The sequence below is a fragment of the Mesorhizobium sp. M7A.F.Ca.CA.002.15.2.1 genome, from assembly GCF_003998715.1.
In the GTDB taxonomy this organism is placed as follows: Bacteria; Pseudomonadota; Alphaproteobacteria; order Rhizobiales; family Rhizobiaceae; genus Mesorhizobium; species Mesorhizobium ciceri.
The window spans coordinates 1-13312 of the sequence record NZ_RZPI01000067.1; the positions used below are offsets into that span (position 1 = coordinate 1).

Annotated in this window: 12 protein-coding genes; 4 read left to right on the forward strand and 8 right to left on the reverse strand. The window is 62.5% G+C overall.

The features are described from left to right. The 4 genes from ENZ74_RS06600 to ENZ74_RS06615 all read right to left on the reverse strand — a co-directional run. Positions 1-570 (reverse strand): branched-chain amino acid ABC transporter permease (locus ENZ74_RS06600; protein WP_164760960.1); only part of this gene is annotated, 570 nt, incomplete at its 3' end. Between the two features lie 12 nt (positions 571-582). After that, positions 583-1296 (reverse strand): ABC transporter ATP-binding protein, encoded by a 714-nt coding sequence (locus tag ENZ74_RS06605; protein ID WP_013530211.1) that lies wholly within the window; start codon positions 1294-1296, stop codon positions 583-585. Then, positions 1293-2030, reverse strand: a complete 738-nt coding sequence (locus ENZ74_RS06610) for an ATP-binding cassette domain-containing protein (protein ID WP_024504790.1) — start codon at positions 2028-2030, stop codon at positions 1293-1295. Before ENZ74_RS06610 ends, ENZ74_RS06605 begins: the two co-directional genes overlap by 4 nt. 3 nt (positions 2031-2033) lie before the next feature. Then, complete coding sequence (locus tag ENZ74_RS06615; RefSeq protein ID WP_063170050.1) at positions 2034-3287, reverse strand: ABC transporter substrate-binding protein; 1254 nt, start codon at positions 3285-3287, stop codon at positions 2034-2036. 190 nt (positions 3288-3477) lie between these two features. Between ENZ74_RS06615 and ENZ74_RS06620 the strand changes: the two genes are divergently transcribed. Both ENZ74_RS06620 and metH read left to right on the forward strand, forming a co-directional pair. Further along, the gene (locus ENZ74_RS06620; RefSeq protein WP_063170051.1) at positions 3478-4296 is read left to right on the forward strand and encodes an alpha/beta hydrolase; all 819 of its coding nucleotides are present in this window, start codon (positions 3478-3480) and stop codon (positions 4294-4296) included. Between the two features lie 129 nt (positions 4297-4425). Beyond that, a complete protein-coding gene (metH, locus tag ENZ74_RS06625) occupies positions 4426-8235 on the forward strand; it encodes a methionine synthase (protein WP_063170052.1) in 3810 nt (1269 codons plus the stop codon). Positions 8236-8320: 85 nt separating this feature from the next. Here metH and ENZ74_RS06630 read toward each other — a convergent pair whose 3' ends face one another. Then, positions 8321-8725, reverse strand: coding sequence for a VOC family protein (locus ENZ74_RS06630; RefSeq protein ID WP_013530216.1), 405 nt, complete (start codon positions 8723-8725; stop codon positions 8321-8323). 102 nt (positions 8726-8827) lie between these two features. Between ENZ74_RS06630 and ENZ74_RS06635 the strand changes: the two genes are divergently transcribed. Together ENZ74_RS06635 and ENZ74_RS06640 are read left to right on the forward strand one after the other, a co-directional pair. After that, positions 8828-9460 carry a TetR/AcrR family transcriptional regulator gene (locus ENZ74_RS06635; protein WP_024504795.1) on the forward strand — a complete coding sequence of 211 codons (633 nt, stop codon included), beginning with the start codon at positions 8828-8830 and terminating at the stop codon, positions 9458-9460. A 164-nt stretch (positions 9461-9624) separates the two neighbouring features. Next, positions 9625-11019 carry a multicopper oxidase family protein gene (locus tag ENZ74_RS06640; RefSeq protein ID WP_063170053.1) on the forward strand — a complete coding sequence of 465 codons (1395 nt, stop codon included), beginning with the start codon at positions 9625-9627 and terminating at the stop codon, positions 11017-11019. A 33-nt stretch (positions 11020-11052) separates the two neighbouring features. Here the strand turns inward: ENZ74_RS06640 and ENZ74_RS06645 are convergent, their stop codons facing one another. The 3 genes from ENZ74_RS06645 to ENZ74_RS06655 form a co-directional block, all read right to left on the reverse strand. Then, positions 11053-11340: a PTS sugar transporter subunit IIB gene (locus ENZ74_RS06645; RefSeq protein WP_023809203.1), complete on the reverse strand. Its 288-nt coding sequence runs from the start codon at positions 11338-11340 to the stop codon at positions 11053-11055. Positions 11341-11359: 19 nt separating this feature from the next. Then, positions 11360-11821, reverse strand: coding sequence for a PTS sugar transporter subunit IIA (locus tag ENZ74_RS06650; RefSeq protein ID WP_063170054.1), 462 nt, complete (start codon positions 11819-11821; stop codon positions 11360-11362). A 119-nt stretch (positions 11822-11940) separates the two neighbouring features. Beyond that, the coding region (locus ENZ74_RS06655; protein WP_127312701.1) for a PTS transporter subunit IIC at positions 11941-13312 on the reverse strand (1372 nt) is incomplete at its 5' end.

Consider the following 13312-nt stretch of genomic DNA (forward strand, 5'->3'; position numbering starts at 1 on the left):
CCCATAGAGCGCGGTGACGTTCAGCCCGACCAGATGGCTGGCATCTTCATTCTGCGCCACGGCGCGCAGCGCCAGCCCGAGCCGCGTGCGGTTGAGGAACATCCAAAGTGCGGCCAGGATCAGCGGCGTGATGACGATGATGGCGATCTGGTGCAGGGAGACGCCGACGCCGCCGATGGTGGTGTTGCCGGTGATCAGCGCCGGGATCTGCTTCGAGCGCGGTCCCCAGATGGTCAGCGCGCCGTTCTCGATCAGCGACCCGGCTGCCAGCGTGGTGATGACGACGACCAGCACGATGTTGGGTCGGCCGATCAGCGGCCGCACGACACTCGCCTGCAGGATCCAGCCGACGCCGGCCATGACGACGACGGCGATGGGAAAGGCGACCGCCGCCGGCAGGCCGAGTTCGACCAGCTGCCAGGCGATGTAGGCGCCCAGCATCATGAACACGCCATGGCTGAAATTGAACACGCCGATCGTCGTCCAGACCAGAGCCAGCCCGACCGCCATCATGGCGTAGAGCGAGCCCTGGAACAGGCCGCCGAACAGGATTTCCGCCAATGCGCTCATCTTCGGATTTTCCTAATGGCCAAAATACATCGACATGATCTCGCCGTGGTCGAGGCTTTCGCCCGGCTTGATCTCGGTCGCAACGGCGCCATGGTTGACGAGGTAGAGTTGCTGCGTCAGTTCCAGCAGGAATTCGATGTCCTGCTCGACGACGATGAGCGGTACGCCGCCGCGCGAAATGTCCATGACGGAGGCGCAGAGCTCGTCCTTGATCTTGGGCGCCAGCCCAAGCGTCGGCTCGTCGAGGATCAGCAGGCGCGGATGGCTCATCAGCGCCGTGCCGATCGACACCATCTGGCGCTCGCCGCCCGACAGCGTGCGCACGCGCTGGCGCCAGCGTTCCGCCAGTTTCGGGAACAGCTTGACCACCTTTTCGCGGTTTTCCGCCTCATGCGGCCGGGCCCGCGGCGAATAGGCGCCGAGCGCCATGCAGTCGGCGATCGAGAGATCGGGAAACAGCCGGTTGCCTTGCGGCACATGGATCAGGCCGGCGCCGACGATGGCGCGTGCGCTGTGGCCGACAATGTCTTGCCCGTCGAACAGGATGCGGCCGCTCTTCGGCTGCAGAAGCCCGGAGATAGCACGCAGCAGCGTCGTCTTGCCATGGCCGTTGGGGCCGAACAGGCCGACATTGCCGAAACGGCCGGCCTCCAGCGAGATATCGTGCAGCACGGTGACGCGGCCATAGCCGGCGGTGACGCCTTCGACGCTGAGAATGGGATTCACGCCGCCGACCTCCTCGTGCCGAGATAGGCCTCGATGACGTGCGGATCGGCGATCACGCCTGCCGGATCGCCGGCGGCCAGGACGCGGCCATTGTTGAGCACCAGCAGATGCTGCGAAAGGCTCATCAGGAAAGTCAGCACGTGCTCGATCAACAGGATGGTGATGCCGCGTTCGGCGGTGCGGCGGATCAGGCCGATCGACGTCTCGATCTCGGGTTTGGTCAGGCTCGATGCCGGCTCGTCGAGCAAGAGCATGCGTGGCTGCATGGCGATCGCCGTGGCAAGCATCAGGCATTTGCGCTCGAACACGGACAATTCGCCGGCAAGCCGGCCGAACGACTGGGATCCCAGGCCGACGAACTCCAGCGCCTCGGCGGCGGCATTGCGGGCCGTGGCCGCTGTCTTTTCCTGCTTGCCGTAGCTGGCGCCGATCAGCGCGTTCTCGAATACGGTCAGCCCGTCGAAGCTGGTCTCCCGCTGAAAGGTCCGGGCAAGGCCGAGGCGCGCGATGGCGTGTCCCGATTTGCCGTTTATGGCAATGCCGTCAAAGCGGATGTTGCCCCGGTCGGGCCCGAACGGGATGCCGGTGATGATGTTGAACAGCGTGCTCTTGCCGCTGCCGTTCGGGCCGGCGATACCGAAGATCTCGCCGGCCTCGACCTTGAACGACACGCCATCGACGGCCTTCAGCGAACCGAAGGCCTTCGACACGTCGTCCAGTTCAAGCAGGGCCATTCCCTACTTCATCCAGGGCTGGAGCTTGAAGGCGCCGGTGGCATATTTCTCAGGCGAGATCAGCGTGCGCTGGCCATCCCAGATCTGGAAGAAGGTGATCGGAATATAGTCGTCGCCCTGCGTGGCCAGGTGGGTGGCGGGATCGAATTTCAGCCGCCCTTCCGCGACCTGCTTGTCGGTCTCCGACAGCGCCTTCATGATCGCCGCATGGTCGGATGCGCCCCCGACCTTCTTGACCGCATCGAAATAGACATTGGTCATTTCGTAGAGGCCGACGCCGTAGGTGCCGCTCTCGACGCCGTATTTTGCCTTGAACTTGGCTGCCACCTCATCGGCGCGCGGGTTCTTCGGCGTCGTCAGCGCGCCGCCGAGCAGGTTGTAGATGATGCCATCCGATTTCTTGCCGGTCAGCTCGACGAATTCCGGAACGCTCGGCGCGTATTGCAGGAAGACGAGGCTCTTGGTCGGCTGCTCGAGGAACTGGTTGAGGAACGACGCCGAATTGCCCGGCAGATAGTCGGTGTTGATGACGACATCGGGAACGTTCTCGCGCACCTTGGCGAGGATCGAACGCCAGTCGGTCACTTCGCCGAAGGGTACGATCTCGTCGACGGTGATGGTCCAGCCCTTCTCCTTGAACGTCTTCTTCATGCCTTCGGAGATGGTCTTCGAATAGGCATTGTCGGACGAGATGATGGCGACCTTCTTGGTCGGCAGGGTGATCTTGCCGTCGGCCGCGAGCTTCTCGACGAACAGGGTGACGTCGGTGTTGTAGGCGTCGAAGGAAGGCGTCAGTGACCAGCAGCACATGTATTTGTCGGGGCTCGGCGCGATGATGTCCCTGGTCTGCTGCGAGGTGGCCGCCAGCATGTAGGGCATTTCCGCCTCGGCCATGTTGTCGATCTCGAAATTGGTCAGGCTGGCATAGCCGGTCAGCATGAAGTGTACGCCCGGATCGCCAAGCAGGCGTTCGACGGCGCTGGTGACGTTGCCGGCGGACTGATCCTTGACGTCGCCGACCACCAGTTCGAACGTATCCCCGGCAACGCCGCCGGCTGCGTTCGCTTCGTCGATGGCCATCTGCACGCCGCGCTGGAATTCCTGGCCGTCCGCCGCGGCAGGGCCGGTGAGCGGCGCAAGCAGGCCGATCTTGACGACGTCGGCAAAGGCGGGGGCGGCTGATGCGGCAAACATGCCGATCAACGTCGTGCTCATCAGCATATGGCGGATTCGACTTGCGGCGGATTTGGGCTTCATCGTGCTGTTCCCTGTTTTCCTCCCGTTCATCGGGAGTTGGATAATTGACAATCTACGCATAATTGTTCTTATTTGAAAAGGATTTTTCAACGCAACCTGGCCGGGAAGATGGTTCCCGCAAAGGTATGGAAGCCGTGGCGCTTTGCTGCGCAACTGCATTAAAACAGGGCAAGTCCCGACGGAGCGGACAATGACGATCTCGCAGAAGACCCTTGAAACCAGCCACGGCAAGATCGCGGTGCGTGAGACCAGCGGCCAGGGAACCGCTGTCATGCTGATCCACGGCAATTCATCTTCCAGTGCCGTTTTCCGCAACCAGTTGGACGGCCCGTTGGGCGAGCGATATCACCTCATCGCTCCCGACCTACCCGGCCATGGAGCGTCCGGCGATGCGATCGATCCAGAGCGTTCCTACAGCATGGAAGGCTATGCCGATGCCATGACCGAAGTGCTCGGGCTGCTCGGCATCGACAAGGCCATCGTCTTCGGCTGGTCGCTCGGCGGCCATATCGGGCTTGAGATGATCGACCGCTTTCCCGGCCTGCTTGGCTTGATGATCACCGGCACGCCGCCTGTCTCGCCCGAGGAGGTCGGTAGCGGATTCAAGCCGAGCCCGCATATGCATCTCGCCGGGCAGGAGACCTTCACCGGCGCCGACGTGGAGGCCTATGCGCGCAGCACTTGCGGCGAGCCGTTCGAGCCGTTTCTCATCGACACGGTGGCGCGCACCGATGGACGGGCGCGGCGCCTGATGTTCGAAAAGTTCGCGGCCGGCACTGGCCGGAACCAGCGCGAGATCGTGGCCGGCAAGACGCCGCCGATCGCCGTTCTGAACGGCATCGACGAGCCATTCGTCAACACCGATTTCGTCTCCGCTGTGAAATTCTCCAATCTATGGGAAGGCAAGACCCATCTGCTCGACAAATCCGGCCACGCGCCGTTCTGGGATTCGCCGGATCGCTTCAATCCGGTCCTCGCCCGCTTCCTGGCAAGCGTCGACATAGCGTAGGTCCGTCGGAAACCGGCGCCACGGACCCGCCTTCGCGTTGGGTGGGTGACAATCACGCGCATCTGTCGTATATTGACATAAAGATATCCTTATGTGACATGAAAAGGCCTGTCGCCAAAGGGATAAAAAATGTCGCAGAATTCTGCCTCGCTGGACGCATTGTTCGGCCCCGTCGCGGCAAAACCGGACGGCCCGGAAGTGCTTGCCGCGCTGACAGCGGCGGCACGCGAGCGCATTCTCATCCTCGACGGCGCCATGGGCACCCAGATCCAGGGCCTCGGGTTTAACGAGGACCAATTCCGCGGCGAGGCTTTCGCCGGCTGCGCCTGCCATCAGCAGGGCAACAACGACCTTTTGATCCTGACCCAGCCCGGGGCGATCGAGGAGATCCATTATCAATACGCCATCGCAGGCGCCGACATCCTGGAGACCAATACTTTCTCCTCGACCTCGATCGCCCAGGCCGACTACGGCATGGAAGATGCCGTCTATGCGCTGAACCGCGATGGCGCGCGGCTGGTCAGGCGCGCCGCTGTTCGGGCCGAGCAGCAGGACGGCAAACGAAGGTTTGTCGCCGGAGCGCTCGGGCCGACAAACCGCACCGCCTCGATGTCGCCCGACGTCAACAATCCCGGCTATCGCGCCGTGACCTTCGACGATTTGCGCCTCGCCTATGGCGAGCAGCTGCGCGGGTTGATCGATGGCGGCGCCGACATCATCCTGATCGAGACCATCTTCGACACGCTGAACGCCAAGGCGGCGATCTTCGCGGCGGAAGAGATCTTCATCGAGAAGGGCGTGCGCCTGCCCGTGATGATATCGGGCACCATCACGGACCTCTCCGGCCGCACGCTGTCGGGCCAGACGCCGACCGCCTTCTGGCATTCGGTGCGCCATGCCAACCCCTTCACCATCGGCCTCAACTGCGCGCTCGGCGCCAACGCCATGCGAGCGCATCTGGCCGAAATATCCGGTGTCGCCGACACCTTTGTCTGCGCTTATCCGAATGCCGGCCTGCCCAACGAATTCGGCCGGTATGACGAAAGCCCGGACTTCATGGCCGCCCAGATCGAGGATTTCGCGCGTGAGGGACTGGTCAATGTCGTCGGCGGCTGCTGCGGCTCGACGCCGGAGCACATCCGCGCCATCGCCGAGGCGGTGCGGAAGTATCCGCCGCGCGCCATTCCGGACATTGAGCCCAGGATGCGCCTGTCCGGGCTGGAGCCATTCACGCTCACCGACGAGATCCCCTTCGTCAATGTCGGCGAGCGAACCAATGTCACCGGCTCGGCCAAGTTCCGGAAACTGATCACGGCGGGCGACTATGTCGCCGCGCTCGACGTCGCCCGCGACCAGGTCGCCAACGGCGCGCAGATCATCGACATCAACATGGACGAGGGTCTGATCGATTCGAAGAAGGCCATGGTCGAATACCTCAACCTGATCGCCGCCGAGCCGGACATCGCCCGCGTTCCTGTCATGGTCGACAGTTCGAAATGGGAGATCATCGAAGCCGGCTTGAAATGCGTGCAGGGCAAGCCGCTGGTCAACTCCATCTCGATGAAGGAGGGCGAAGAAGCCTTCCTGCATCATGCCAGGCTGGTCCGCGCCTATGGCGCCGCCGTCGTCGTCATGGCCTTCGACGAGGATGGCCAGGCCGACACCAAGGCGCGCAAGGTCGAGATCTGCACCCGCGCCTACAAGCTCCTCACCGAGCAGGCCGGCTTCCCGCCCGAGGACATCGTCTTCGATCCCAACGTGTTCGCCATCGCCACCGGCATCGAGGAGCACGACAATTACGGCGTCGACTTCATCGAGGCGGCCGGCGAGATCACCGCCACGCTGCCGCATGTCCACATTTCTGGCGGCGTGTCGAACCTGTCTTTCTCGTTCCGTGGCAACGAGCCGGTGCGCGAGGCCATGCATGCCGTATTCCTTTACCATGCCATCCAGCGCGGCATGGACATGGGCATCGTCAATGCCGGCCAGCTCGCCGTCTACGATACGATCGAGCCTGATCTGCGCGAGGCCTGCGAGGATGTCGTGCTCAACCGCGCGCCCAAGGCCGGCGGCACCGCCACCGAACGCATGCTGGAGATCGCCGAACGCTTCAAGGGCACGGCCGGCAAGGAAGCGCAGGAGCGCGATCTCGTCTGGCGCGAATGGACTGTCGAACAGCGGATCAGCCATGCGCTGGTCAACGGCATCACCGAATTCATCGACGCCGACACCGAGGAAGCACGGCTTGCCGCCGAGCGGCCGCTGCATGTCATCGAAGGCCCGCTGATGGCCGGCATGAACGTCGTCGGTGATCTGTTCGGCGCGGGAAAGATGTTCCTGCCGCAAGTGGTGAAGTCGGCGCGGGTAATGAAGCAGGCGGTGGCTGGACTGCTGCCGCACATGGAAGCCGAGAAGCTGGCAAACGCCGCCAACGGCATCGACAATGGCGAACGCAAAACGGCCGGAAAAATCCTGATGGCGACGGTCAAGGGCGATGTCCATGACATCGGCAAGAACATCGTCGGCGTGGTTCTCGCCTGCAACAATTACGAGATCATCGATCTCGGCGTCATGGTGCCGGCGGCCAGGATCCTGCAGACGGCGCGCGAGCAAAATGTCGATATCATCGGCCTGTCCGGCCTGATTACGCCGTCGCTGGACGAGATGGCGCACATGGCCGCCGAGATGGAGCGTGAAGGCTTCGACATTCCGCTGCTGATCGGCGGCGCGACGACCAGCCGCGTGCACACGGCGGTGAAGATCCACCCGCGCTACAGCAAGGGGCAGACGGTCTATGTCACCGACGCCAGCCGCGCGGTCGGCGTGGTCTCATCCTTGCTGTCCAACGAGAGCAAGCGCGGCTTTGTCGATACGGTGCGCGCCGAATACAAGAAGGTCGCCGATGCGCATGCCCGCTCGGAAGCCGACAAGCAGCGTTTGCCGCTGGCCAAGGCGAGGGCCAATGCGCATCGGATAGACTGGTCCGAATATGAGCCGCCGAAGCCGTCCTTCACAGGCGTGAAGGTGTTCGAGAACTGGGACCTGACCGAGCTCGCGCGCTACATCGATTGGACGCCGTTCTTCCAGACCTGGGAGCTGAAGGGCCGCTATCCCAAAATACTCGAAGACGAGGCGCAAGGTGCCGCCGCACGCCAGCTGTTCGAGGATGCGCAGGCGATGCTGAACAAGATCATCGCCGAGAAATGGTTCGCGCCGCGCGGCGTCATCGGCTTCTGGCCGGCCAACACCGTCGGCGACGACATCAGGCTGTTTACGGACGAGAAGCGGTCGCAGGAACTGGCGACGTTCTTCACCTTGCGCCAGCAACTGACCAAGCGCGACGGCAAGGCCAATGTTGCCCTGTCGGATTTCGTCGCGCCGGCGGAGTGCGGCAAGGCCGATTACATCGGCGGCTTCATCGTCACCGCCGGCATCGAGGAGGTGGCGATCGCCGAACGCTTCGAACGCGCCAACGACGACTATTCCTCGATCATGGTCAAGGCGCTGGCCGACCGCTTCGCCGAAGCCTTTGCCGAGCGCATGCATGAGAAGGTGCGCAAGGAATTCTGGGGCTACGTGCCAGACGAATCGTTGGCGCCGGACGAGCTGATCGGCGAACCCTATCGCGGCATCCGACCGGCGCCCGGCTATCCGGCTCAGCCCGACCATACGGAGAAGGCGACTTTGTTCCGGCTGCTCGACGGCGAAGGCAATGCCGGCGTGAGACTGACCGAAAGCTATGCGATGTGGCCGGGTTCATCCGTCTCGGGGATCTATCTGGCGCATCCCGAAAGCTATTATTTCGGCGTCGCCAAGATCGAGCGCGACCAGGTCGAGGATTATGCGCGCCGCAAGGCGATGCCGTTGGTCGAGGCCGAGCGCTGGCTTGGCCCCATCCTCAACTACGTGCCGGCACACTATGCCGAGGCGGCTGAATAGCCGATGCCGGCGCGCCTGACGGGAGCGACAGGCGAATGCCGGTCGCTTCTCCATTGTCATCCTGGCCCGCTTCGATTCCTGTGGGCTATTGCATGGCCGACGGGTTCATCCACAGCAGCTCCCAGACGTTGCCGTCCGGATCTTCGATGTGGCGGTTGAACATGAAACCAAGATCCTGCGCCGGGTTGGGATCGGCGCGACCGCCTGCCGCCACGCCCTTCTCGATTACGACATTGACCTCGTCCTTGCTGTCGACGGTGAGTGCGATCAACATCTGGCTGTCCCGCTTGGGGTCGCCGATCGGGCGCGCTGTGAACTGGCTGTAATGCTGGTGCGTCAGCAACATGACCCCGATCGAGTCTGAGAACATGATCGAGCTGGACTGGTCGCTCGAGAACTGCGGGTTCAGCGTGCCCCCGATCGCGAGATAGAACTTGGTCGCCGCCTGCAGATCGCGTACCGGTAGATTGAGGAAGATCATTTTGGTCATCGGTCTAAGCCTTGCTGCCGTTGATGGGTACTAGCCAGTCTAGTACTGTAACTATGGCTACCATGCGGGAACGGTACCGTCTAGTACTGGTTGAGAGGCGCTATGAAAATTGATGGTGAGACCAGGTCGGCTCGCAAGGATCGTGAAATCATTGAAGCGGCTACGGCCGCCTTCATCGCCAAGGGCTATGATGGAACCAGCATGGAAGAGATCGCCACCAAAGCAGGCGCATCCAAGCAGACTGTCTACAAGCATTTCACGGACAAGGAGACGCTTTTCGGCGAAGTCGTCGAGTCCACCGCCAGCCAGACCAACGATGTCGTCGAGTCGGTGACGATGCTGCTTTCCGAGGCGAAATTCATGGAGGGTGGGCTACAGCAGCTTGCCCGACGCATGACAACGACGCTGATGGACGAAGAGCTGCTGAAGCTGCGGCGTCTGATTATCGCCAACGCGGATCGGATGCCGCAGCTTGGCCGGAGCTGGTATGAAAAAGGTTTTGAACGCATGCTTGCCTCGGTGGCATCATGCTTTCAAAAGCTTACCAGTCGAGGCCTGTTGCAGACCAGCGATCCCCGTCTGGCGGCCAGCCATCTCTTCGGAATGCTTCTCTGGATCCCAATGAACGAAGCCATGTTCACCGGAAGCAACCCGCGTTCGAAGGCGGATCTCGAGCGGCACGCCGATGCTTCGGTCGAAGCATTCCTTGCCGCCTATGGGGCGCGGCCGAAATAGTCGCGCGCCGCTCCGCCAGCGACGCTTATTGTGGTCGATTGTCCGTCCACGCCAGCATCTTTTGCTTAAGGCCGGTGGCGGAGTCGGTTTAGGCACAGGGTGCTCGCTTACGATCCAAGGCTGCGATAAACCCAGGGCAGCCGTCTTTGCAGCTGGAGCGTCAAATGACCGTACTCACCCGACGCCGGCTTTTGAAAACGGCAGCGATTGCCGGCGCAGGCGGGGTCGGGCTTTCGGCCATGGGCCGGCTTGGTGGCTGGGCCGCTGCCATGCCTGAGCCGGTGGTTTTGCAGACGGCAAAGATCCAGGCGAAGCTGATGGATATCGGCCAGACCAGGGATGTGCTGACCTATGGCAACGCCGGAATGCCGCCCGTGCTCAGAATGAAAAAAGGCCAGCCCTTCGCTGCACGCCTTGTCAACGCGATCGACGATCCGACGACGATCCACTGGCACGGTATTCGCGTTCCAAACAAGATGGACGGCGTGCCGTTCCTGGTCCAGCCCTACGTCTACACCGGCGATCATTTCGACTACGCCTTCACGCCGCCCGATGCCGGCACCTTCTGGTACCACCCGCATTGCAACACGCTGGAGCAGATGGGCCATGGCCTGACGGGCGTGATCGTGGTCGAAAACCCAAGCGATCCGAAATTCGACGCCGAAATCGTCCTCAACTTGCGTGACTGGCGCCTCGGCGACGACGGTCAGTTCATCGACCAGTTCCGGCCGCGCGATGCCGCAAGAACCGGCACTTACGGCACGGTGCGCACCGCAAACTGGCTCGACCAGCCGCAATATGACACGCCGGCCGGAGGGCTGGTGCGGCTCAGGGTCGCCATCACCGACGTGACGCGCATCTACGCTTTTCGCGTCGACGGTGCGCAGGCGAGTGTCATGGCGCTCGACGGCAATCCGGTGCCTGAGCGTTTTTCGCCCGATGCCTTGCTGCTTGGACCCGGCCAGCGCATGGAGCTGGCCATACGCATGCCCGACGAGGAAGGCGCGATCGTCAGCTTGAGGGACGTCAGAGGCACCAAGCCAAAAATCCTGGCAACCCTGCGCGCGACAGGAAACTCCCTCAAACGGGACATTCGCGATGTTGCTCCACTGGAGCTCAATCCGGTGGCGGAAGTGGATCTCGCCAGTGCCAGGCATATTTCCCTGGCGCTCAGCGCCACGGCGGAAAATGTCCCGAGCGATGGCATCTGCGGCTCGCTGGGCTACAGTTTCTGGGCCATCAACAAAGTGCCGTGGCCCGGCGACACCAAGGATCCGACCGCGCCTCTGGCCGAACTGAAGCTTGGCCAAAGCTACGTCATCGACATGGAGAACCTGACGCCGCAATCCCATCCCATGCATCTGCACGGCATGAGCTTCAAGGTGCTGTCGTCCTCGACGCGCCAGGTTCAGCCCGTGATTTCCGACACCTATCTCATCCAGCCCAACGAGAAGGTTCAGCTCGGTTTCGTCGCCGATAATCCCGGCGACTGGCTGCTGCACTGCCACATCATCGAGCACCAGAAATCGGGAATGACGAGCTACGTCAGGGTGGTGTGAAGCCGCGTCAGCCTGCGCGTGGCGTCTGGACCGTCACTTGCGCAATTGAGCCTCGATCTCGTCGAGCACTTTGTCCTTGCCGATGCCGGTGAGGAAGGCGAGGCCCTTGATGACCGGCTTGGTCACCGAAGCGGAGATCGGGGTGGTTGCGACGATGAAGTCGACATTGTCGGCCAGTCCGGGCACTTCGGTGGCCTTTGCCTGCTGGGCATTGAAGGTGAGGCCGCGTTTCTTCATTTCCTCGGTGACGGCGACGTTGACCGCGGTCGAGGTGGCGATGCCCGTGCCGCAGGCGAAGAGAATGGTTTTCTGTCTGGACATCTCTGCTTCTCCTTGGTTATCAGCCGAGTACGGCTCGCACGTCTTCGAGGGTTCTGGCCGACCTCAAATCATCCAAGGCTTGCGGGTTCTGGATGGTGGCCATGACGGCCTGCAGCGCCTCAATCTGCTTGTCCTTGTCGTTGATGGCAAGCAGGAAAACGAAGCCGACCGGCAGCATCTCGTCGGGATCCTCCATGTTGGCGAAGGTCACTGGTTGCTTCAATGTGCCCATCGCGATGCCAGGCTTCAGCACATGCTCCGGATCGGTGTGCGGCACCGCGACATTGTCGGAGCGTTCCAGCGGCAGTCCTGTCGGGATGGTCAATTCGCGGCGCACGACCGCGTCGGCATAGGAGCTTTTGACATAGCCAAGTGTCTCCAGCCGGCCCGCCAGGATGCGGATGATCTCCTCATTGGTCGAGGCATCGGATCCGAGCACGATCGCGTCGGGATCCAGAAGCTGCATGAGGCCGTCGGACATTCTTTGCTCCGTCGATGAAATCGTGCGCCCCGAGGAGGGCGCACGATCGGGCTCCGTCGATGAAATCGGGCGCCCCGAGGAGGGCGCACGATCGGTTTGAAGGGTGGACCCTATCAGGTTCAGGCCGTCTCTTCGGCCGGCTCGTCCTCGGCGCCCGCGGCCCGCTCCCAGCCGAGCGGATTGCGGCGGTAGAGGACAAACAATGCCGCGATGACCACCGCGATCACGATGATGCCGACAAGTCCAAGCCCCTGGATCGCCTCGATGACCACGTAAGGCACCCACAGGAAGCCGTCGACCACCGAGGTGATCTGCAGCGCATCCGCCGGCAGCTTGAAGCCCGATGCGACGGCAGCACTTGTGAACAGCGGCGCCAGCGCGTTGGCGACGTAGAAGCCGATGGCCAGCGTCACCGTGCCGATCACCACCATGCGGAACACGTTGCCTTTGACCAGCGGCGCGGTCATGGCGACGATGAAGGGAATGACCGCAAGGTCGGCGAACAGGATGACGCGGTTGCCCGGCAGGATGATGGACAGGATGATCGCGATCGGCACCAGGATCAGCGACGACGAGATCGCGGCCGGATGGCCGATCAGGATCGCGGAATCGAGGCCAACAAGAAGCTCGCGATCGCCCGTGCGCTTGCGCACGAATGCCTGGGCTGCGTCGGAAACCGGCAGCAGGCCTTCCATCAGGATCTTGACCATGCGCGGCAGCAGCAGCATCACCGCGGCCAGCGTCATGCCGGTGCCCAGAACCTTGGCCAGCACCACGCTGAGATCACCCGCATTGTAGAAGGCGATCGCACCAAGCACGAGGCCGATGATGAGGCCCATCACGACAGGTTCGCCGAACACGCCGAACCTGCGCTCGATCGTATCGGTGTTGATGTTGATGCGGTTGATCCCGGGAATGCGGTCCATGATCCAGTTGAGCACAATGGCGATCGGCAGGATCTGCGCCGAGGCGAGATGCGGCACGGAGATGCCGGGCACGCCGTAGAACTGCTGCACCGCGCGCGCCGACCAGTCGGCGAACAACAGCGAGAGTGCTGCGACAAGTGCTGCGACCGCGATGCCATAGGCCAGGTTGTCGGTTGCGGCGACCACCAGCGAGCCGACAAAGGCGAAGTGCCAGAAGTTCCAGACGTCGACATTGAGCGTGCGCGTCATGCGTGTCAGCAACAGCACGATGTTGACGAGAATGCCGACCGGAATGACCCAAAGGCCGACCGATGAGCCGAAGGCGATCGCGGCCGCGGAGGGCCAGCCGACATCGATGATGTCGCGATGGATGCCGGTGTTGGTGACGATGGCCTTGGCGACGTCGCCAATCGACGTGAACATGAGGCCAAGCACCAGATTGATGCCGATGAAGGCGACGCCGATGGTGACGGCGGCGCGAAAAGCCTTGCTGACCTTGGCGCCCAGAACCACGGCGATGACGAAAATGACAATTGGCAGCAGGATCGTCGGGCCAAGCGTATCG

What these genes read in the sequence shown, in the direction of transcription:
- ENZ74_RS06610 (WP_024504790.1), bottom strand. Translation starts at nt 2,030, where the DNA reads ATGGCCCTGCTTGAACTGGACGACGTGTCGAAGGCCTTCGGTTCGCTG.
- ENZ74_RS06615 (WP_063170050.1), bottom strand. Translation starts at nt 3,287, where the DNA reads ATGAAGCCCAAATCCGCCGCAAGTCGAATCCGCCATATGCTGATGAGC.
- ENZ74_RS06620 (WP_063170051.1), top strand. Translation starts at nt 3,478, where the DNA reads ATGACGATCTCGCAGAAGACCCTTGAAACCAGCCACGGCAAGATCGCG.
- metH (WP_063170052.1), top strand. Translation starts at nt 4,426, where the DNA reads ATGTCGCAGAATTCTGCCTCGCTGGACGCATTGTTCGGCCCCGTCGCG.
- ENZ74_RS06630 (WP_013530216.1), bottom strand. Translation starts at nt 8,725, where the DNA reads ATGACCAAAATGATCTTCCTCAATCTACCGGTACGCGATCTGCAGGCG.
- ENZ74_RS06635 (WP_024504795.1), top strand. Translation starts at nt 8,828, where the DNA reads ATGAAAATTGATGGTGAGACCAGGTCGGCTCGCAAGGATCGTGAAATC.
- ENZ74_RS06640 (WP_063170053.1), top strand. Translation starts at nt 9,625, where the DNA reads ATGACCGTACTCACCCGACGCCGGCTTTTGAAAACGGCAGCGATTGCC.
- ENZ74_RS06645 (WP_023809203.1), bottom strand. Translation starts at nt 11,340, where the DNA reads ATGTCCAGACAGAAAACCATTCTCTTCGCCTGCGGCACGGGCATCGCC.
- ENZ74_RS06650 (WP_063170054.1), bottom strand. Translation starts at nt 11,821, where the DNA reads ATGTCCGACGGCCTCATGCAGCTTCTGGATCCCGACGCGATCGTGCTC.